At 59.1% G+C, this 18,947-nt stretch carries 23 protein-coding genes; 22 read left to right on the top strand and 1 reads right to left on the bottom strand.

Annotated features, from left to right (window positions below; all coding sequences use genetic code 11):
- Nucleotides 1-79 precede the first annotated feature (79 nt).
- The 14 genes from HU742_RS14140 (at nucleotide 80) to HU742_RS14075 (ending at nucleotide 10,504) form a co-directional block, all read left to right on the top strand.
- Nucleotides 80-817, top strand: a complete 738-nt coding sequence (locus HU742_RS14140; protein ID WP_186642872.1) for a hypothetical protein — start codon at nucleotides 80-82, stop codon at nucleotides 815-817.
- A 3-nt stretch (nucleotides 818-820) separates the two neighbouring features.
- Nucleotides 821-1,798 carry a major capsid protein gene (locus tag HU742_RS14135; RefSeq protein ID WP_186642871.1) on the top strand — a complete coding sequence of 326 codons (978 nt, stop codon included), beginning with the start codon at nucleotides 821-823 and terminating at the stop codon, nucleotides 1,796-1,798.
- 51 nt (nucleotides 1,799-1,849) lie between these two features.
- Nucleotides 1,850-2,287: a HeH/LEM domain-containing protein gene (locus tag HU742_RS14130; RefSeq protein ID WP_186642870.1), complete on the top strand. Its 438-nt coding sequence runs from the start codon at nucleotides 1,850-1,852 to the stop codon at nucleotides 2,285-2,287.
- A gap of 10 nt (nucleotides 2,288-2,297) precedes the next feature.
- Nucleotides 2,298-2,675 (top strand): hypothetical protein, encoded by a 378-nt coding sequence (locus tag HU742_RS14125; protein ID WP_186642869.1) that lies wholly within the window; start codon nucleotides 2,298-2,300, stop codon nucleotides 2,673-2,675.
- Nucleotides 2,676-2,677: 2 nt separating this feature from the next.
- The gene (locus HU742_RS14120) at nucleotides 2,678-3,067 is read left to right on the top strand and encodes a hypothetical protein (protein ID WP_186642868.1); all 390 of its coding nucleotides are present in this window, start codon (nucleotides 2,678-2,680) and stop codon (nucleotides 3,065-3,067) included.
- Between the two features lies 1 nt (nucleotide 3,068).
- Complete coding sequence (locus HU742_RS14115; protein WP_186642867.1) at nucleotides 3,069-3,725, top strand: hypothetical protein; 657 nt, start codon at nucleotides 3,069-3,071, stop codon at nucleotides 3,723-3,725.
- Nucleotides 3,722-4,138: a phage tail terminator-like protein gene (locus HU742_RS14110; protein WP_186642866.1), complete on the top strand. Its 417-nt coding sequence runs from the start codon at nucleotides 3,722-3,724 to the stop codon at nucleotides 4,136-4,138. The genes HU742_RS14115 and HU742_RS14110 overlap by 4 nt, the downstream gene beginning before the upstream one ends.
- A 69-nt stretch (nucleotides 4,139-4,207) precedes the next feature.
- Nucleotides 4,208-4,855: a phage tail protein gene (locus HU742_RS14105; RefSeq protein WP_186642865.1), complete on the top strand. Its 648-nt coding sequence runs from the start codon at nucleotides 4,208-4,210 to the stop codon at nucleotides 4,853-4,855.
- Between the two features lie 9 nt (nucleotides 4,856-4,864).
- Nucleotides 4,865-5,248, top strand: coding sequence for a phage tail assembly chaperone (locus HU742_RS14100; protein WP_186642864.1), 384 nt, complete (start codon nucleotides 4,865-4,867; stop codon nucleotides 5,246-5,248).
- Between the two features lie 47 nt (nucleotides 5,249-5,295).
- Nucleotides 5,296-5,568: a DUF1799 domain-containing protein gene (locus tag HU742_RS14095; protein WP_186642967.1), complete on the top strand. Its 273-nt coding sequence runs from the start codon at nucleotides 5,296-5,298 to the stop codon at nucleotides 5,566-5,568.
- Nucleotides 5,569-5,595: 27 nt separating this feature from the next.
- Entirely contained in the window at nucleotides 5,596-8,640 is a 3,045-nt protein-coding gene (locus HU742_RS14090) for a phage tail tape measure protein (RefSeq protein WP_186642863.1), read from the top strand.
- Complete coding sequence (locus tag HU742_RS14085; RefSeq protein WP_186642862.1) at nucleotides 8,640-8,978, top strand: phage tail protein; 339 nt, start codon at nucleotides 8,640-8,642, stop codon at nucleotides 8,976-8,978. Before HU742_RS14090 ends, HU742_RS14085 begins: the two co-directional genes overlap by 1 nt.
- Nucleotides 8,979-8,987: 9 nt before the next feature.
- Nucleotides 8,988-9,737 carry a phage minor tail protein L gene (locus HU742_RS14080; protein WP_186642861.1) on the top strand — a complete coding sequence of 250 codons (750 nt, stop codon included), beginning with the start codon at nucleotides 8,988-8,990 and terminating at the stop codon, nucleotides 9,735-9,737.
- Nucleotides 9,738-9,739: 2 nt separating this feature from the next.
- The gene (locus HU742_RS14075; protein ID WP_186642860.1) at nucleotides 9,740-10,504 is read left to right on the top strand and encodes a C40 family peptidase; all 765 of its coding nucleotides are present in this window, start codon (nucleotides 9,740-9,742) and stop codon (nucleotides 10,502-10,504) included.
- A gap of 143 nt (nucleotides 10,505-10,647) precedes the next feature.
- On the opposite strand, the gene HU742_RS14070 is transcribed toward HU742_RS14075, so the two are convergent.
- On the bottom strand, nucleotides 10,648-10,911 hold the full coding sequence (locus tag HU742_RS14070) for a hypothetical protein (protein ID WP_186642859.1): 264 nt from the start codon (nucleotides 10,909-10,911) through the stop codon (nucleotides 10,648-10,650).
- Between the two features lie 478 nt (nucleotides 10,912-11,389).
- Between HU742_RS14070 and HU742_RS14065 the strand changes: the two genes are divergently transcribed.
- Genes HU742_RS14065 through HU742_RS14030 form a run of 8 tightly spaced genes read left to right on the top strand, consistent with a single transcriptional unit; the run spans nucleotide 11,390 to nucleotide 18,909 of the window.
- The gene (locus tag HU742_RS14065) at nucleotides 11,390-11,734 is read left to right on the top strand and encodes a hypothetical protein (RefSeq protein ID WP_039012506.1); all 345 of its coding nucleotides are present in this window, start codon (nucleotides 11,390-11,392) and stop codon (nucleotides 11,732-11,734) included.
- Between the two features lie 57 nt (nucleotides 11,735-11,791).
- The gene (locus tag HU742_RS14060) at nucleotides 11,792-12,382 is read left to right on the top strand and encodes a tail assembly protein (RefSeq protein WP_186642858.1); all 591 of its coding nucleotides are present in this window, start codon (nucleotides 11,792-11,794) and stop codon (nucleotides 12,380-12,382) included.
- Nucleotides 12,383-12,439: 57 nt separating this feature from the next.
- Nucleotides 12,440-16,006, top strand: coding sequence for a TipJ family phage tail tip protein (locus tag HU742_RS14055; protein ID WP_186642857.1), 3,567 nt, complete (start codon nucleotides 12,440-12,442; stop codon nucleotides 16,004-16,006).
- Complete coding sequence (locus HU742_RS14050) at nucleotides 16,003-16,326, top strand: hypothetical protein (protein ID WP_186642856.1); 324 nt, start codon at nucleotides 16,003-16,005, stop codon at nucleotides 16,324-16,326. The genes HU742_RS14055 and HU742_RS14050 overlap by 4 nt, the downstream gene beginning before the upstream one ends.
- A complete protein-coding gene (locus tag HU742_RS14045; protein WP_186642855.1) occupies nucleotides 16,326-17,000 on the top strand; it encodes a hypothetical protein in 675 nt (224 codons plus the stop codon). Before HU742_RS14050 ends, HU742_RS14045 begins: the two co-directional genes overlap by 1 nt.
- Before the next feature lie 12 nt (nucleotides 17,001-17,012).
- Nucleotides 17,013-18,194, top strand: coding sequence for a pyocin knob domain-containing protein (locus tag HU742_RS26800; protein WP_225923575.1), 1,182 nt, complete (start codon nucleotides 17,013-17,015; stop codon nucleotides 18,192-18,194).
- Nucleotides 18,194-18,544: a hypothetical protein gene (locus HU742_RS14035; protein WP_186642854.1), complete on the top strand. Its 351-nt coding sequence runs from the start codon at nucleotides 18,194-18,196 to the stop codon at nucleotides 18,542-18,544. The genes HU742_RS26800 and HU742_RS14035 overlap by 1 nt, the downstream gene beginning before the upstream one ends.
- Nucleotides 18,541-18,909 carry a phage tail protein gene (locus tag HU742_RS14030; RefSeq protein WP_186642853.1) on the top strand — a complete coding sequence of 123 codons (369 nt, stop codon included), beginning with the start codon at nucleotides 18,541-18,543 and terminating at the stop codon, nucleotides 18,907-18,909. The genes HU742_RS14035 and HU742_RS14030 overlap by 4 nt, the downstream gene beginning before the upstream one ends.
- Nucleotides 18,910-18,947 lie beyond the last annotated feature (38 nt).

Here is an 18,947-nt window from a genome sequence, read left to right as displayed (position 1 = left end):
TTTGCTCAACCCGCGTGCACAGGCCCGCGGGTTTTTTTATGTCCGCAAAGCGGGAAAACAAACCCAAGGGGTGCACCAAGTGGCAGACGAAAACCAGATTGATCTTGAAGATCCAGTAGTCAAAACCGCCATTGCTGCCGCAGTAGAAGCAGCGACTCAAGGCCTCAAGAACAAAAACACCGAGCTGCTTGGCTCGCTCAAAACCACCAAGACCGAGCTGGACGGCTTCAAGACCCAGTTCGAAGGCCTGGACATCGATGCGGTGAAGGGCTTGCTGAACAAAGTCGGCCAGGATGAGGAAACCAAACTCATCGCAGAAGGCAAGCTCGACGAGGTCATCACCCGTCGCACCGAGCGCCTGCGCACCGATTACGACAAACAGTTGGCCGCTCAGAAAGAGCGGGCCGACAAGGCCGAGGCCTTCGCCGCCAAGTACAGCGACAAAGTCCTGGCCGACTCAATCCGCGCCGCCGCCATCAAGGCCGGTGCGCTCCCTGAGGCTGCCGAGGACATCATCCTGCGCGCCCGGGGCACTTTCAAACTCAGTGAAGACGGCGAGGCGATCGCCACTGACCGTGATGGCGAGGTCGTTTACGGGAAGGACGGGAAAACCCCGCTGTCCCCGCTCGAATGGGCGGAATCGCTGCGTGAAACAGCAACACACCTCTGGCCAAGGGCTCAGGGTGCCGGGCAGACCGGCGACAACGGTGGCAAGGCCACGAAGAAGTGGGGCGAGTACACGGAGTCCGAGCGCGCAGCGCTGGCCCGTGACAACCCAGATGCGTTCAAAAAACTCTTGGCCACCAAAGGAACCTAATCCATGGCAACGACCCAACTGGCGGACATCTTTGTCGCCGACTATTACGGCACTATCGCGCCGGTAAACTCCCCCGAAAAGACTGCGGTCTTCGAGTCCGGGATCATCGTCAAATCGCCTGAACTGGACGCCATCGCGCAGAACGGTCAGGGAACCTCGGAAATTAGCTACTGGCAGGACCTGGACGCTGACGAAGAGCCCAACATCTCCAACGACAACCCGGATGACCTGGGCGAAGTCGGCAAGGCAGAGCAGGGCAGCATGCGCGCCCGTACGCTCTACCTCAACAAAGGCTACGGCGTTGCCGACCTGACGTCTGAGCTGGCCAACACCGAGCCGATGCAGCACATCCGCAACCGTTTCGGCACCTACTGGACCCGCCGCTGGCAGCGTTACCTGCTTGGCGCGGCTCGCGGTGTGATCGCATCGAACATCGCGAACAACGCCGGTGACATGGTGGTGGATGCGGGTGCGACCATCAGCGCCGGCGCCTTTCAGGATGCTGCCTTCACTTCTGGTGATGCTGCTGACGTGTTCTCCGCGATCGGCGTGCACTCGGTCGTGATGAACCAGATGGTCAAGCAGGACCTCATCGAGTACCTGCGGGACTCTGACGGTCGCATCATTCTGGCCACCTACCTGGGCAAGCCGGTGTTCATGGACGACAGCCTCGTTTACGGCGCAGGCCGTTACCTGTCGGTGCTCTTCGGCCAAGGCGCGTTCGGCTACGGCGAAGGCACTCCAGCCGTACCGGTCGAACTGGAGCGTAAGCCAGGCGGCGGCAATGGTGGTGGCGCTGAAGTGCTTTGGGAGCGTAAGACTTTCATCCTGCAACCTGCGGGCTTCAGCTGGAAAGGGAGCAACAACCAAAACCTCAGTCCGACCGCTACTCAGTACGCGGCTGCTGCGAACTGGGAGCGCGTCTTCGACCGCAAGCAGGTTCCTTTCGCCGCCGTGATCAGCGGCACCGTCACCCCGTAACTCAGCCTCGGCAGGGCGCTTGATTGCGCCCTGGCCGACATGGAGAGAATCATGAAGGTTATTTACACCGACAAGCCCGGCAATGAGCCTGGGGTTTGCTATCGCCTGCTCAGTGAGTTCTTCGGCGTCATCAGCGCGGCGACGGATGTATTCGTCCAGGGCGACAATCCGAACATCATCGACGCGTACAAGCGGGCTGGCATCAAGGTCACAGGAGCGGATGCCGACGGCCTGCGCACTGATGGCCCGACCGTGGCTGAATATGTCGCTGCTGGCTACAAGGCCAGCAACTACCCGCCAGAAGGCTACGCCTCACGCAGCACTGAAGACGAAATCGCTGAAGCACTGCAGGCGGAGCAGAACGCGCCGGAAACCGATCCCCTGAAAATGAAGGTCCCCGAGCTGAAAGAATGGCTCACCCGCAATGGCATCGCCTTCGAATCCAACGCCCTGAAAGAAGACCTCCAGGCCCTGGTGCCGAAGGAATAAGGACAAGTACATGACCGACTTCATCACCGTTGCCGATGTTGACGCCCTGTTGGGTCCTGACTGGGCCGGTACCGGTGATCCGGTCCTTGCTGTGTCCATGGCAAATGCCTGGCTCACGGCCAAGATTAATCGACCTGTTGCCGATCCGACCCCTGAAGCCATTAAGCTTGCTGGCGCTCAGGTCGCGAAAGAGGCAGCGGCGGGCAAGCTGTACACGTCCACGCAGAAAGAAGTGCAGAGCAAGACGGTCTCGGCTCAGTCTGGCACCTCGGTCAGCAAGACCTACGTGGCCGGCTCTACCGATCAGTCCGCGGGCGTGAACTTCGCCATGGCGCTTCTGGCCCCTTGGATCAAGCGCTCAGGCGTGATGATGCTGAAAAGGATCTAACCATGGGGATGCGCGAAGAGATCCAGGCGGAACTGGCCGAGGCGTTTGACGACCCGGATGGCCTGGCCGATGCCGTGAAGCCTGTAGTCGGGGTTCGGAAAGTGCAGGGCGAATATGACCCTGAAACTGGGACTATCCCTGAAGTCATCACCAACTATGCAGGGCGTGGCATTTTCGGCAGCTACCTCAGCAAAGAAATCGACGGGTCGTTGATCCAGACGACCGACGAGAAGCTCACCATCCTGCAGAACGAATTATTCATCACGCTGCTGGGCGTTCCGACCGCTACCGTGGCGACGCCTGAAATTGGCGATGTCATCGGAGGCAAGCGGGCCCTGAACGTTAGCCAGGATCCTGCGGGCGCGACCTGGACGGTCCAGTTGAGGGTTTGATATGGCAAATCGCGGAACAGGCCAGTCCGGCAGCTTCGCCCTGAGTCTGGCGGAATTCGCCCAGCAAGCAACCGAAGCCATCGATGCCAGTCTGCGGGAGATCATCATCGAGATCGGTAGCAGCGTTATCCGTATGTCGCCGGTCGGCAACCCGGAAATATGGGCGGCAAACGTCGCTCACCGACAGGCCAGTACACGGGCAGCTGATGACTATGACTTCAAGGTTGCCGCTCGAAACACCGTCATTAACCTGACCGACAGCAACTTCACAAAGGCAGGAAAGCTCAAGCGTGGCGTGAAGTATGCCAAGCCGCTGACCAAGACCGAGCGAGACCAGAATTTCAACGTGAACGGGCTGGTTGCCGGTCAGGATTATGTGGGCGGTCGGTTCCGTGGGAACTGGAATTTCTCCATCGGCTCTCCGGACAACAGTTTCCGAATTAAACCGGACCCGACGGGCGAGACCGCCACGGCTAGGCTGGTCAATGGTGCGCTTGAATTCAAAGCGGGGCAGACGGCTTTCATCGTGAACAACCTACCGTACGCCATCCCGCTTGAGTTCGGGCATTCGACCCAGGCCCCGGGTGGCATGGTCCGTATCACCGTGGCCCGCTTCCAGCAGATCGTGCTGGAGGCCATCAGGAACAACCAGGTATGAGCCACAAGATAATCCGCGCGTTGCTGGAATCGCGCCTGAAAGCCTGGGCATCCGCTCGAACACCGACGATGCGCATCGCCTACCAGAACGTGCCATTCGCCCCCAACAGTGGTGAAACGTATCTGAGGGCGTTCCTGCTACCCGCCGGAACCGACAGCAACGACCTGGCCGGTGCGCACCGGCTCTACACCGGGCTGTTTCAAATCACCATCGTGACGCCGACGGGCAATGGTCCCGCCGGCGCAGAGACGATCGCCGACGAAATTGCAGCGCTATATCCCCTCAACGACCGATTGATTCGCAACGGCCTCACAGCCCTGATCATGACTCCGGTTGAGCCAGGCCCCGAACAAACTGAGGACACGGCGTTCGCCTTGCCCGTGTCGTTCCAGTACCGAGCCGACACTACTTAATCCGCCCGTTGGGCAACCCAAAAACCCGCCATTGAGCGGGTTTTGTCATTTCTGCACAGAGGAAAACCCATGAGCGTCTCGATTCCCAACGGCACCACCTTTGAAATCGCCAGCGTCATGAGCGCTGCGAAGCCGTTCACTGCAATTTCCAACGCCAATCCGGCCGTCTTGACCGCAGCGGCCCATGGCCTGACTGATGGCGACATCATCGTCGTTGACTCGGGCTGGGCGAAACTCAACGGCCGTCCGGCTCGGGTCATTGACTCCGATGTCGGCGACTTCGCCGCGGAAGGGATCAACACTACCAGCGTTAAGAGTTTCCCGGCTGGTTCTGGTGCCGGCTCTGTCCGAGCTGCGTCCAGTTTCATTCAAATTTCCCAGATCACTGAGCCGGCCGCCAACGGCGGTGAGCAGCAGTTCCTGACCTACGGGTTTCTGGAAGATGACGACGACCGTCAACTCCCGACCACCAAATCGGCCAGCAGCATGACGCTGCCGGTGGCAGATGATCCCAATCAGCCGTTCGTTGCGGTCGTTGAGGCTGCGGACGAAGACAAGGAGCCGCGGCTGATTCGCGCAAATCTCCCGTCTGGCTCGACCATCCTCTACTACGCCTACGTGTCGATCACTGCGACGCCGACGCTGAGCCGAAACAACATCATGACCCGAACCATCACCTTATCGTTCGCGTCCAGACCAATGCGCTACAACGCCTAAGGAGGCCTCATGCCAAAGTTTTCTATTGCGCCGAAGCCAACCTTCACGGTCGACGTAGCAATTCCTCAGGTCGGCGGCAAGCCGGCCATGGTGCCGTTTACCTTCCACTATCGCGACCGCACCGCCTTGGCTGAACTGTTCGATACCTGGAAGGCAAAGGCTGAAGTTCTCAACGATCGGCTCAATGGCACTGAGCCAACCATTTCGGAGATTACCGCGGCGGAAGTGGAGCAGGGTGTCGATCAAATCCGGGATCTGGTCGTTTCCTGGGGCTTCGGCGACAAGCTCAACGATGAATCCATCACTGCCCTGGTGAAGAGCTGCGTCGGTGTTTCTGATGCCGTGGTGAAAGCCTACAGCGACGCCTTCGGCAAGGCTCGCTTGGGAAACTGACGGCCGCCGCCCGGGCGCTTTACGAGCCTGCCGCCACTGCCGAAGAGCTGGCCGTGTTCGGCTTCTCCCCCGAAGACTATGACGAGACGTTTGAGGTCTGGCCGGATGCTTGGCTCTCATTTCTCGTCATGGATGCCATGGGGACGCAATGGCGTACCGGTGCGTGCGGCGTAACTGGCCTCGACTACGGCGTGCTGCCCAGCGTTATGCGCTTGGTCGGCGTGCCTGCAAAGGAACGGCAGACAGTTTTTCAGGATATCCGCGTGATGGAATCGGAAGCCCTCGCGGTACTAGCTGACATGCGTGACAACCGCCCGTGAGTACGGGCACTTATTCAGGGTGAGTTGATGAATATCGCAGAGCTCGGAATCCGCGTCGACTCAGCTGACACCGCCCGGGCGACCGTCGAACTCGACAAGATGACCAGGGCCGGTGAGCGCGCGGAGCAATCCGCTGTTGGCCTGATGCAAGAGATGGATGCGCTAGAGAAGTCCCTGTCGAAAGGGGCGAAAACCACGCAGGAACTGAGCAAGCAGCGCGACAGCCTGGCGAAGCTGACCAAGACCGGCGCGTATGGTGAGGCTGAGTTCGCCAAGATCACCGCCCAGCTCGACAAGCAACAGGTCGCCCTTGCCAAGTCCACGATGGACGAACAAAAGGCGCTGAACAGCCTGCTGGGCGCCATTGATCCGGCTCGCGCCGCCATGGCGAAGCTGGATAAGCAGGTTGAGGATCTCGGTAAGCATCTGGATGCTGGTCGGATCAGCCAGGACCAGTACAACGCATCGCTGGGAAAAATCGACAAGGATTACGCCAAGCTCGAAAAGACCGCCAGCGGCTTCGACAAGCTGAGGCTCGGCTCGCGCCAGGCTCAGGAAAACGTAATTCAGCTCGGCAACGCGCTGTCTTCGGGTGACTGGGGGAGCGGTGTTCGTGCTGTCGCCCAGCTCGGCGCAGGTGCTGGCGCATCCGCTGCGGGATTGCTTGCCATCCTGGCTCCAATTGCCCTGGCGACAGCAGCCGTCGGCGCTCTCGGTGTGGCGTATTACAAGGGCAGCGAAGAGCAGGACAGCTTCAATGAATCACTGACCCTGACCGGCAACTATGCAGGCGTGAGTGCCGGGCAGCTTGGCGATATGGCTCGCCAGGTGAGCGCCACCATTGGCACAACCGGTGCGGCTGCCGATGTTCTGGCCTCATTGGCTGGCAGCGGCAAGATCGCTGGAGAAAGTTTCGTAGGCATTGCCCAGGCCGCCATTTCGATGCAGGAAGCCACAGGCAAGGCTGTCGGCGACACTATCGCAGAGTTCAAAAAGCTGGCAGATGACCCAGTCAAGGCCTCCGCCGCGCTCAATGAGCAATACCACTACCTGACCGCCTCGGTTTATTCGCAAATCGCTGCGCTGGAAGAGCAGGGCGACCATGCAGGCGCCGTGAAGTTGGCGACCGAGCAATATGCGGATGCAATCAACGAGCGCACGCCGAAGATTCTTGAAAACCTGAGCTTCTGGGAGAAGGGCTATAACGCTGTAGCTGCAGCTGCTGACCGCTTGAAGAACTTGGGTCGTCAGGATATCGGATCGGATATCGAGCAGGCCCAGCGGAACCTGGCTGCTGCGCAATCCGGCGATGTCGGCCTGTTCCAGAACAGGCAGGAGATGGTCGACCTCTACGCGAGCCGGTTGAGCATGCTGGAGGACCAGCGCGACGCTGAGGCCGACATAGCCAAGTGGGAGGGCGAGCAGGCAAAGGCGCAACTGAGCGCCGTTTCGGCCATGGCGAAAATCGATTCGCTCACGAAGTCATCGCTGACCAACGAGCAGAAGCGCGCCGAGGCGGTAAAGGATTACAAGAAACAGCTCGAAGATATTCGCAAAGTCAGCCCAAACGACGCACGCCTCGAGCAGTCGGCGATCGATAAGAACATTGCGAATATCAACGCCAAATTCAAGGACCCGAAGGCGTCGGCCGGCAGCGTCAATCTGACCGGTTTTAACGAAGCAAAAAACGTTCTTGCCGAAACACTCGCCTATTACAACAGCGCCGAGAAGGAACTGGAGGCAGCGCAGCGAGCCGGAGTGATCAGCCAGGCCAGCTACACCGAGCAGCGCGTCAGCCTGCTGAAGCAGGAAGCCGGCGAAGTTGCTCAGGGCTATGAGGCTGAAATAGCGGCACTGGAGGCGGCCAAGGCCAAAAAGGGTACTACCGCTTCGCAGATCATCCAGATCGATCAAAAGATCAGTGATGCCCGGTCGGCAATGGTCAAGGCTCAGCAGGAAACGGACAGCCAGCTCTCGATCATTGCAACCAACGAAGAAGGTCGGCTCCGCAAGCAGACTTTGGCCGTCAATACGTACACCAGTGCGTTGCAACAGCAAGTCGATACGCTTCGGCAGCAAGGTATCCGTGCGGCATCTGGCCTCGGTCAAGGCGATCGGCAACGCGGGCTGACGGATCAGCAGAACGCCGTTGATGATCGCTTCAATCAGCAGAGTTTGGAGCTGGCAAATCAGTACGGCGATGGCTCCCGGGGCATGAGCCTTGACGAATACACCGCCAAACTCAATGCACTAAAGGCGACGCAGAAGGATCTGCACGAAACTGTTCAAGCCAACTTCAACGACATGACCGACGCCCAGGGTAGCTGGAGCGCAGGCGCATCGTCGGCGTGGCAGAACTATCTGGAGTCGGCACGGGACGTGGCTGGGCAGACGAAAAATCTGTTCACCAATGCCTTCAGCTCAATGGAAGACGCCATCGTCAACTTCGCCATGACCGGGAAGCTGTCGTTTGGTGATTTCACGAAATCCGTGCTTGCCGATATGGCGCGAATCGCGACAAGGACTGCGGCGTCTGAAGGGCTCAGTGCTTTGTTCGGCCTGGCAGCATCCGCTGCTGGTTCGTACTTTGGTGGTGCGTCTTCTGCTGGTTCAACCCAGGCCGGGTATTCAGGCGACCTATCGGGATTCACTCCAGGCAGCGTTCAGGCCAAGGGCGGCGCCTGGTCGGGCGGCGTGCAGATGTTCGCCAATGGCGCAGCCTTCACCAACTCCATCGTGAGCAAGCCGACAGCGTTCGGTATGGCCGGTGGCGGGGTAGGTGTTATGGGCGAGGCTGGGGAAGAGGCGATCATGCCGCTGACCCGCACGGCCGGCGGCCAACTGGGTGTGAGGGCTATTGGCGGTGGAGGCGGTGGTGGCGGGAACGTTTACAACTTCCCCGTGGCAGTTTCTGTCCAGACCACCGGTGACGGCGGCGCTACCACCACGGAAGACACAACGCAGCTTGGCAGGGGCATTCAGCAAGCGGCCAAGACCGAAGCCGAAACGGCAATCGCCCGAGGCTTGCAGCCAGGCGGCGCCATCTGGCGCGTTATCAACGGGAGGGGTTGATGGCTATCGAAACGTTCACCTGGCCCACCCAGCACGGAGACGCCCCCGATATTACCTATCGGGTGCGCACCACCCGGTTCGGCAGTGGCTACAAGCAGACCGCCGGCGACGGGCCGAATAACAAGGAAGATTCCTACCCGATCACCTACACCGGGTCGAAGACCAGCGTGCTGCAGATCATGGGCTTTCTGGACCGGCACGCAGGCACGAAGGCTTTCCTCTGGACAACCCCGCTCGGTGAGTTGGGGCTTTTCGATTGCGTCAATCCTGTGCCAACCCCGGTGGGGGGCGGTGTTTTCAAACTGACGGCCACGTTCACGCGGGCCTTCCATCCATAAGAGGCAACCATGCCGCTGATCAGTGACATCCAGGTTCTCGAGCCTGGCAGCGAAGTACTGCTCTTTGAGCTGGATGGCTCGGACTACGGCGCGGACATCCTGCGCTTCCATGGGCACGCGATTCCGCACACCGAGGTCGAGCTGATCGCTGCCGGCGCTGCTGCCGATGAATTGCCGGCGAAACCGATCTACTGGCAGGGCAACGAGTACAGCGCCTGGCCGATGCAGATTGATGGCATCGAATCCAACGGCGACGGGACGGCGATTCGCCCGACGTTGTCAGTGGGTAACGTCAATGGCCGGATCACAGCCCTTTGCCTGGCCTTCGATGACCTGCTTGAGTTCAAGTTGACCATGCGTCACACGCTGGGCACTTACCTCGACGCGGTGAACTTCCCGGCTGGCAACCCAACGGCAGATCCAACCCAGGAGACGATCGAGGTCTGGTACATCGACCAGAAGACGAACGAGGACGGGGAGACGGTCACCTGGGAGCTTGCCAGTCCGGGCGACGTGGGCGGGGAGTCCATCGGGCGCCAGGCCACGACCCTGTGCCATTGGTGCCTCACTGGCGGGTATCGGGGGCCGAACTGTGGCTACACAGGCCCCTACGTGACAAAGGATGGGGTGGTCACCGATAACCCTGAGCTGGACGAATGTGATGCCACGCTGGGCCGGGGATGCATCCCGCGCTTCGGCGAGGGCAACGCCTTGCCCTTTGGCGGATTCCCTGCTGTTTCCTTGATCGCCCGGAGCTGACCATGCGAAAACACATCTTGAGCGCGATCCAGGCGCACGCGGCGGCCGAGTACCCGAAAGAGTGCTGCGGGCTGCTGCTGACCCTGGGCCGGAAGCAGCAGTACTTCCCTTGCACTAACACCGCGACCGAGCCGAACGAAGAGTTCCGTATCGATCCGGAGGAATACGCAGCGGCTGAAGACCTGGGCGAGGTGATCGGCATCGTTCACTCGCACCCGGACGCCACCAGCCGACCTTCGCCGCGCGATTTGGCGATGTGCGAAGCCACAGTAATACCCTGGCACATCCTTAGCTGGCCGGAGGGCGACTTGCGGACGGTGGTGCCCACCGGTGAGACCCCATTGCTGAAGCGACCATTCGTCCACGGCGCCTGGGACTGCTGGCAGGTCTGCGCCGATTGGTATAAGCGCGAATGGGGGCTTGAGTTCGAAGCATTCAAGCGCGCCGACGGCTGGTGGGAGAGCAAGGACAACACCAGCCTGTACGAGGGGAACTACGAGGCGGCCGGTTTCTACCGGGTCGACCAGCCACGACACGGCGACATGATCGTGATGGAGGTCGGCCGGACGGTTCACCCGAACCACGCCGGGATTTTTCTCGGTGCCGATCCGATGCTTCCTGGCGAGGATGCCGCGACCTTCGGGCCTGGGCCCTTCCTGCTACATCACCTATACGGGCGCCCGAGCGAAATCATCGTTTTTGGCGGTCCATGGCTCGACAGAACACGCCTGATCCTCAGGCACAAAGATGCACGACCATCAAAATAATGCGGCAGAGCCGCAGGAGACCGAGATGCAGACGAAGAACTCCAGCTTATCGCCAACCAGTGTTCCATTCGTGGTGGGTGGTGACGGCCATGTCTATATAAACGGCGCCCTGGTGCTGAGCGCGGCCGTCACCGGATTGAAGCTTACTGGCCCAGTTCACGCTGCTTACGAGCAAACTCTTCGGGACTAAGAGTCACGGTAGGCTTAGCGTTCGGGAAGGTTGTCTTGTAGATTTCCTCAACCAACTCAATGCCATGACCGTTTGCGCGAGACCCTTCAACAGCCATCGCAAGATTGCCTTGTGTTAGCTCGGGTGCGACTTGCGCCAAAACTCTAGACAGCGCCATGACCGCGTTTGTCAGTTGCAAAATTGCCTTGTCTGGTTCAATTACGTAACCGTCACTCATTTTCACTTTCCTTGCGTTATCCGCGCCGATATTGGCGCAATCCCAGTCCTTGGGCTTGCAGGCGAAGGACTGGGTTTCAGTTACTTCGTCTTAGTCCGGGCAACGAGCTTCCAGGCAACGCCTGCGATCGAGTCGTGCTGGTGGCTGTTTTGTGGCGGGAATGGTTGACCTTTATTCGAGGTGATTTCATCGCCGCAGCCTGTGCACCGGTAAATCCCTGATACCGGAACGTCAGCTCCAATCGCATATGTCGTGCCCCACGGGTCACCACCCAATAAGGTAGGCTTCGAGTTTTCTTCTAAAAAGTACTTGGCAGTTTCCTTCGTCAAATAAGGCATGTGGTCACTCACAGCTGCGGGTTAGAGGCACAACGCTACTACTATCGGATCCAATCCAGTTACTGGGCTTTCGTCCATGCTGGATGCTCAGACAGCTTGTGGGGTGATATCTTGCTGCCATCTTCCACAGGAGTGACCCCATGAGATTGTTCGTAGGCGCGGTAGCTGTAGCTTTGCTGGCGGGGTGTGTTTCCCCGGGCGACCTGGAGTCAAAGGATCCAAGTATTTCAGCCAGCACAGCGAAGGACCCGAAGCGTTACGCGCTTTGCGTGCTCCCGAGATGGCAGGACGCGCGCAGCGACGTGACCATGTCCGAAACGGAGTATGGCTACCGGCTCATCGCAGCGACCAACAACATGACCGACGAATTGCTGAGCATCCGCAAGACGTCCAAGGGCAGCGCTGTAAAGCTGTACCAGCGCATGGCCTGGGCCCCCGGATATGGGCGGGGCGATATGGAGCAGGCAGTGAGAGGCTGTCTGTAAACGAAATGAAGTACACCGAGCCGCCTCCGGGCGGCTTTTTCATGCTCGGAGAAAACCGTGTCAGCGATCAATTACAGCCATCCAACAATGACCACCATCCTGCTTTCGGGTCCGCTCATCAAATTGTTTGGACGGGTCCACCGTCGCGAACTTGGGAGTAAGTCGGTCGGTGAAGCGTTCAAAGCGCTGAAATGCACGCTTGATGGTTTCGACGTGGCTATCAAGGATTTGGAGCGCCGAGGCATGAGGTTCGCAATCTTTCGGAACCGGAAGAATGTCGCGGAAAAGGAGTTCGCACTGGGTGGCGCCGAGGAGATTCGGATTGTTCCTGTTATTTCCGGCAGTAAGCGAGCCGGGCTCCTTCAGACGATCATCGGCGCTGTGCTGATTGCCGCTTCCTTTATTCCAGGATTCCAGGCTCTGGCCCCGGTGGGTATTGCTCTCGTCGCCGGCGGCGTCATCCAGATGCTCAGCCCGCAGGCATCCGGCCTCAAGCAGAGCGCCGGGCCGGAGAACGCCCCGTCCTATGCCTTCGGCAGCGCCAAGAACACCACGGCCAGCGGCAACCCCGTCCCGATATGCATAGGAGATCGGCGGTGGGGCGGAATGATCGTCTCCGCATCGATCTACGCCGAAGACAAAACGTAAACCGAACGCAGCAAGCAGGCCGCCCATGAGGCGGTTTTTTTTCGCCTGGAGGAAAGCATGGGCGCAGCACAGCAGATCGACATCCACGGCGAGAAGGGCGGTAGCAATAAGCCCAAGCAGCCGACAGAAGCCAGCGACAACCTGCGCTCGACCAACGTGGCGAAGCTTCTCATTGCGGTGGGCGAGGGCGAGTTCGAAGAGGCGCCTACCGCGTCGAGCATTTATCTAGACAACACACCGGTCAACGACGCCAGCGGCAACGTCAACTTCCCGAACGTGAAATGGGAATGGCGCTCAGGCTCGGTTGACCAGACCTATATTCCCGGTATCCCATCGGTAGAAAACGAGACGTCTCTGAACATTGAGCTGCGCAGCGATGCGCCGTGGGTGCGCTCGGTAACGAACATTCAGCTATCGGCCGTGCGTGTCCGGTTCGCCTGGCCAGCGCTTCAGCGTCAGGATGACGAAGGCAATATCGGCGGCTATCGCATTCAATATGCAATCGACGTGGCCACCGACGGCGGCTCCTACCAGCAGGTGCTGACCGAGGCAGTCGACGGCAAGACCACAACCCGCTACGAGCGGTCGCGCCGGGTTGATCTGCCCGAGGCAACCAGTGGCTGGCAGATCCGCGTGCGCCGCATCACGCCCAACCAGAACAGCAACCGCATCGCTGATACGATGCTGATCGCCGGCTTCACCGAGGTCATCGACGCGAAGCTGCGCTACCCGAACACCGCGCTCCTCTACATCGAGTTTGACGCCGAGCAATTCACCAACATCCCGGCCGTCACCGTGAAGTGCAAGGCCAGGAAATGGCAGGTCCCGAGCAACTACGACCCGATCAGCCGGACCTACACCGGCACATGGGATGGCAGCATGAAGCTGGCCTGGACCAATAACCCGGCCTGGATCACGTACGGCATCTGCACCGAGGACCGTTTCGGCCTTGGCAAGCGCATCAAAGCGTTCATGGTGGACAAGTGGGAGCTGTATCGGATCGCCCAGTATTGCGACCAGCTCGTGCCGAATGGCCTGGACGGGACAGAGCCGCGCTTTCTGTGCGACATGAACCTGCAGGGCAAGGCTGACGCCTGGACGCTGCTGCGGGATATATCCGGTATCTACCGTGGGATGACCTACTGGGCTCAGGGTCAGTTGATCATGCAGGCCGACATGCCGCGTGCGCAGGACTTCGACTACGTCTTCACTCGGGCCAACGTCGTTGATGGGAAATTCTCCTACGGCAGCGCCTCGGCGAAGACCCGTTACACCCGGGCGCTGGTCAGCTACGACAACCCGGCCAACAACTACGACACTGACGTCATTCCGTTTTCAGACCTTGCCCTTCAGCGTCGGTATGGTGACAGGCCAACAGAACTGAGCGCCATTGGCTGCACCCGTGCATCCGAGGCCCAGCGCCGGGGCAAGTGGGCAATCCTGAGCAACAACCTGGACCGCACAGTCACCTTCAAGACGGGCATGGAGGGTGTAATCCCGCTACCCGGTCACATCATCCCAGTGGCCGACTCGCTGTTGGCTGGTCGCGAAATCGGTGGGCGCATCTCTGCCGCCGCGGGCCGCGTCGTGACCCTGGACCGTGACACGTTGGCAAAGCCGGGGGACAGGCTGATTATCAACCTGCCCGGCGGGCGCGCCGAAGGTCGCACCGTGCAAAGTGTCGCCGGTCGGGCTGTGACCGTTACCGTGGCTTACAGCGAGGCACCTCGGGCCCAGCTTCAATGGGCGCTCGACGCTGATGATCTGGCGATCCCGCTGTATCGCGTGCTCCGCACCAGACGCACCACCGAGGGCGACTTCGAAATCAGCGCTCTGCAGTACGAGCCGAGCAAGTTCGCCTTTATCGATACCGGCGCCCGACTGGAAGAGCGTCCAATCAGCGTGATACCGATCACCGTCGTTCCTGCGCCTGCGAGCGTCACAGTCGCGTCGACCTCTTCGATTGTCCAGGGGTTGGCCGTGGCCACGATGACAATCAGTTGGCCTGCCGTGGAGGGGGCGGTGGCCTATGACGTGGAATGGCGCAAGGACAGCGGTAATTGGATCAAGGTACAGCGCACCGGCTCGACTAACGTGGACGTGGTCGGCATCTATGCGGGCTCCTATGTGGCTCGCGTCCGCGCGGTGAGCGCCTTCGACATCTCGTCGATCTGGCGTAACTCGGTGCTGACCAACCTCACCGGCAAGGATGGCCTGCCGCCGGCGGTTTCGTTCCTGACTGCAACGCCGTTGCTGTTCGGCATTTACCTGAAGTGGGGCTTTCCTGATGGTGCGAGCGATACCCAGCGCACGGAGATCTGGTATGGGCCAACCACAAGCCAGGAGACATCGACCAAACTCACCGACCTGGCTTATCCGCAAAGTGACTTCTCCCTGCTCGGCCTGGCCGCCGGGGTGACGTTTTATTTCTGGGCGCGCCTGGTAGATCGGATCGGCAATATTGGGCCGTGGTATCCAGTGGGGATCGGCGTACAAGGGCAATCAAGCGCTGAGGCTGGTCCGATCCTCGACATGATCGAGGGCCAGATTGGCGAAACCGAACTCAGCGATCACTTGCGCGAGGAGATCGAGAAGATCCCGGGCCTGCAAGACCAGATCGACGCGCTTGATGGCCTATCGGCTTATGACCCCGAAGCGACCTACGAGGAATACGACCTGGTCGTTTCCGGCAAGCGGATCTATCAGGCCACCGGCCCGGTCCCTATCGACACGCCACCGCCGAATCCGGCCTATTGGCTGGATGTCGGCCAGACCGTGGAATCTGCAAACGGCCTGGCGCAGCAGGTCGCCACGAACACCGCCGAGATTGTCGAGCTGGACGGAGTTGTCACCGCCCAGGCCACGGCATTCCAGGCGCTTCGGGCGTCCTATCGTGAAGACGACGGGGAGGGTGACCTGGCCGACGCCATCAAGGGATGGACCAGCACCGCCGCCATTGCAACGGAAAGCAGTGTTCGAGCCAGTGAGAACGAGGCATCCGCGCGCCGGCTGACAACCTTGGACGCGAAGATTGGCAAGAACGAGGCGAACCTCACCACGCTTGAAGAGGTGGTGGCCACCAACGAGTCGGCGACGGCGACAAAGATCGATCAGTTGAACGTGAAGGTTGGCGACAACTCGGCAGCGATCCAACAGACGTCCGAGGCCTATGCCGACACCAGCGGAAAGCTGGGCACGATGTGGTCGGTGAAGATGCAGTTGAATGCAAACGGGCAGTACGTAGCGGCGGGCATCGGCCTCGGGATCGAGAACGTTGGCGGTACGTTGCAAAGCCAGTTCCTGGTAAGCGCGGATCGATTCGCGATCGTCAATAGCATTGCCGGCGGCGCCGTCTCGGTTCCGTTCGCGGTGCAGGGCGGCCAGGTGTTCATGAACTCGGCGTTCATCCAGGACGGCAGCATCACGATGCTGAAGATCGGCCAAGCGTTGCAGTCGGATAACTACGTCGCGGGCTCCCAAGGCTGGCGCCTGGATAAGGCCGGGAATCTGGAGTTCAACGGCCCGGCACCCGGCGGCGGCAGGCTGACCATGACCAATCGCGCGATCAAGGTTTACGACGAGAACGGGGTTAAACGGGTGCAGCTTGGAGACCTTTCCGCATGAGCTTTGGGCTGAAGATTTGGGACGAGAACGGAAACGTCACCCTCGACGAGACGTCGTTCACGATGCGAGTGGTGTACAGCGGAGTTGTGAAGGGAACGAACTCCGCCAACTACCAAACGATATCGGTCCCCGGCCTCACGCCTACCAATGGCGCTGCTTTTGTCGTTCCGATCGGCAGCTATAACGTAGGCACTGATATGCAGCTTGAAACCGAAGTTATCGCAAACGCCGTCAGAATCTACAGCTTTATTCGGGGAAGAGCTCAGTACAGCAGTACTACCAGCTCTACTATGCGACTCATTGTAATAAGGATTTCCTAATGCCATATGGACTTGAGTTTACTAACGATAGCAACGTAGTTACGGTGGACTCCGAGTTTACTCGACTTGTTGTTCTGGCGAAGGGTTCGTATGTGCCGAATCTGGAGTCAGGGTTGGGCTCGATCACTACATTTCCTCGAACAATTACCAGTCAGGAACCGCCGCTTGTTTTTATTCGGCCTTCGGCTACCAGCGGTATAGCTGGGTTGTGTTTGATGCGAGTTGTCGGCTCTCCCGGAGCTTGGACAGGCTTCTACGTAAGAGCCTATGACGTTAACACGCATCAGCCCAACGGTTCCTACTTTGCCTGCGGCTTCTCTGCTACACCATTGGCGGAGTTCGGAATGCGTTTGTGGGATGGCAATTCCAAACTTTTATTCGACAGCGGAACCCCATACGCGAGATTCACGCGGTCCTTTCAAAACTGGAGTTATGTAAAAACCGACACCACGGCCCAAGGCGTTCCTCGGAACTACTATCGAGTTGCTTTTAACTTTCCGGCTGGCGAGCATATGCTGATAAACACCTTCAGCATGCCCATGCTCAATGATGACCCTTTCAGTAGGTCTCTTTATTGCTGGTGGGACTTCTCAGGAGGGAACCTGTACGCGTTAACTGTCGGCACGAACAACCCGTTTGCCTTCTTCTTACCTGCCGTATTCGCAAAACTCTAAAGGATAATACCTATGCCCTGGTATAAGGCGGGGACGGTTTCCGTCGCCCTGAATTCCAATGCTGTAACCGGTACCGGCACGGCTTTCATTGTGAACGCTCGGGTCGGCGATGCGTTTCGTGGGCCGGATGGCCGATGGTATGAAGTCACGAACGTTGCGAGTAACACCGCGATTGCCATCGATCCGCCTTATCAGGGGCCGACAGCGGCCGGTGGTGCTTACGCTTTGGCGCCGATGCAGGGCTACGTCAAGGACTCGGCGGACCAACTCCGCGCTTTGGTGAACGCCTACGGTGTGAAGCTCGCGTCGCTGGGCACCACTGGCAATTATGACATCCTGCCGGTAAGCAAGGGAGGCACTGGCGGCACTACACAGGGCGATGCCCGGAATGGACTTGGGCTTGGAACGGCAGCCACAATTAATCCTGGTGCGACTGGGGCAGCTGTTATGAATGCCGCAACCCCAGAGGCCGGTCGAACTGCTTTTGAATTAGGGACTGCGGCTACCGGAACACAAGCGACAAGTCAGTACGACTCGACTATTGGCCGTATAATGCGTATCGGTGACCATGGGATAGGCGGGGCTGGTATACCATCTGTTGCTGCCGTAAGTATCGAAAGCATCCGCACGAACAGCCTTTATTACGTCGCAATTAATACAGGGCAAGGCACATTGCCGGTAAACCAAAATGGCTACCTTAACTCCAAAACAGTTACGGCGACTTATGCTATTCAAGATTATTGGCCTGTCGCACAGGGCGATCAATACACACGTGTTCTGAATAACGGCACTTGGACCAGTTGGAGCAAGAATTTTAAACAATCTAGTATAGTCGGTAATGTTACACAGTCCGGTGGGGTCCCAACTGGTGCGGTAATTGAACGCGGGAACACTGTCAATGGTGAATACACGAAGTTAGCCGATGGGACTCTAATGTGTTGGTATCTGCAACCCGGTTTGGCGTTTACCGCAGGCTCTGATGGTACGTTCAATTGGACATTCCCGTATCCGTTGATATCGACGGCTAACGCTAGCTGCCAAGTCACCATGCGCGCACCGGCTTCCACAAATACCTACACCATGCAAAAACTCGCCGTGGCGGTGGGAACCGTCAACGATGCTGCTGTCCGGGCTCGATTCGACGCCACTCAAAACTATACCTTCTATCTTTCCCTTGTTGGCAGGTGGTACTGATGAGAATCATATTGAGTCCCCAGCGCCGCGACGACACGTTCGAGGTGACCAAAGCTGGCGATGTTTTGACCGTCAATGGCGAAGGGTTCGATTTCTCCCCCGTGGGAGAAGGCGACACTCTACCGCGCGAAGCAATTAACTCCATTTGGTTCGCGGGTCCAGTTGATCGTACGCAGGGTGAACTGATACTGACGTTGTTGTTTCCTATCCCACGGAACTACAGCCAAGCTCAAGCGTTCCCCGCACCTTTAGAGAACGTACCAGAAGGCCCAGTCGTATTTCCCTTGCCACTCAATGATGAAGAAATTCCGGCTAACCGCTTCTCTGATGCTGAAGGTGTTGAAAAATGAGCAATATCGACTGGTCCCAACTCATCACCAAGCAGAAGAAGGATGAGGCAGCCTCTGCCTTGCGCTTTGCGGAAACGAAAGTCGTGCTCGCTCAGAAGAACGCTGGCGCGGTTTCGCAGATCGCCCGCATTCAGGATCGCATCGACACCTTGGGCTATGGGATTGAGGTGGGCGAAGCGACACCGGAGGAGGAAGCCGAGCAGGTGGCCCTGGCCGCACCGCTGAAAGCCTGGAAGCTGTACAAATACGCCCTCGGCAAAGTCACCGCGCAGGCGGGGTGGTTCGAGTCGCCGGTCTGGCCGGTCGAGCCAGCTACGCCTGAGATCGCCGCCACGCCGACGGTGTCGTCCGCCGACAAAATCTGATTAGTCAGGAACACCAAGCCCGCCATCGAGCGGGATTT

It is taken from the genome of Pseudomonas marvdashtae, assembly GCF_014268655.2.
GTDB lineage: Bacteria > Pseudomonadota > Gammaproteobacteria > Pseudomonadales > Pseudomonadaceae > Aquipseudomonas > Aquipseudomonas marvdashtae.
This window is presented reverse-complemented; position numbering and strand designations above follow the sequence as displayed.

Excerpts from the sequence above, each read along its gene's own strand:
- HU742_RS14085 (WP_186642862.1), top strand. The coding sequence starts at position 8,640 with ATGGCTATCGAAACGTTCACCTGGCCCACCCAGCACGGAGACGCCCCC.
- HU742_RS14080 (WP_186642861.1), top strand. The coding sequence starts at position 8,988 with ATGCCGCTGATCAGTGACATCCAGGTTCTCGAGCCTGGCAGCGAAGTA.
- HU742_RS14125 (WP_186642869.1), top strand. The coding sequence starts at position 2,298 with ATGACCGACTTCATCACCGTTGCCGATGTTGACGCCCTGTTGGGTCCT.
- HU742_RS14070 (WP_186642859.1), bottom strand. The coding sequence starts at position 10,911 with ATGAGTGACGGTTACGTAATTGAACCAGACAAGGCAATTTTGCAACTG.
- HU742_RS14110 (WP_186642866.1), top strand. The coding sequence starts at position 3,722 with ATGAGCCACAAGATAATCCGCGCGTTGCTGGAATCGCGCCTGAAAGCC.
- HU742_RS14050 (WP_186642856.1), top strand. The coding sequence starts at position 16,003 with ATGAGCTTTGGGCTGAAGATTTGGGACGAGAACGGAAACGTCACCCTC.
- HU742_RS26800 (WP_225923575.1), top strand. The coding sequence starts at position 17,013 with ATGCCCTGGTATAAGGCGGGGACGGTTTCCGTCGCCCTGAATTCCAAT.
- HU742_RS14135 (WP_186642871.1), top strand. The coding sequence starts at position 821 with ATGGCAACGACCCAACTGGCGGACATCTTTGTCGCCGACTATTACGGC.
- HU742_RS14035 (WP_186642854.1), top strand. The coding sequence starts at position 18,194 with ATGAGAATCATATTGAGTCCCCAGCGCCGCGACGACACGTTCGAGGTG.
- HU742_RS14030 (WP_186642853.1), top strand. The coding sequence starts at position 18,541 with ATGAGCAATATCGACTGGTCCCAACTCATCACCAAGCAGAAGAAGGAT.
- HU742_RS14090 (WP_186642863.1), top strand. The coding sequence starts at position 5,596 with ATGAATATCGCAGAGCTCGGAATCCGCGTCGACTCAGCTGACACCGCC.
- HU742_RS14075 (WP_186642860.1), top strand. The coding sequence starts at position 9,740 with ATGCGAAAACACATCTTGAGCGCGATCCAGGCGCACGCGGCGGCCGAG.
- HU742_RS14115 (WP_186642867.1), top strand. The coding sequence starts at position 3,069 with ATGGCAAATCGCGGAACAGGCCAGTCCGGCAGCTTCGCCCTGAGTCTG.
- HU742_RS14045 (WP_186642855.1), top strand. The coding sequence starts at position 16,326 with ATGCCATATGGACTTGAGTTTACTAACGATAGCAACGTAGTTACGGTG.
- HU742_RS14105 (WP_186642865.1), top strand. The coding sequence starts at position 4,208 with ATGAGCGTCTCGATTCCCAACGGCACCACCTTTGAAATCGCCAGCGTC.
- HU742_RS14065 (WP_039012506.1), top strand. The coding sequence starts at position 11,390 with ATGAGATTGTTCGTAGGCGCGGTAGCTGTAGCTTTGCTGGCGGGGTGT.
- HU742_RS14120 (WP_186642868.1), top strand. The coding sequence starts at position 2,678 with ATGGGGATGCGCGAAGAGATCCAGGCGGAACTGGCCGAGGCGTTTGAC.
- HU742_RS14100 (WP_186642864.1), top strand. The coding sequence starts at position 4,865 with ATGCCAAAGTTTTCTATTGCGCCGAAGCCAACCTTCACGGTCGACGTA.
- HU742_RS14130 (WP_186642870.1), top strand. The coding sequence starts at position 1,850 with ATGAAGGTTATTTACACCGACAAGCCCGGCAATGAGCCTGGGGTTTGC.
- HU742_RS14055 (WP_186642857.1), top strand. The coding sequence starts at position 12,440 with ATGGGCGCAGCACAGCAGATCGACATCCACGGCGAGAAGGGCGGTAGC.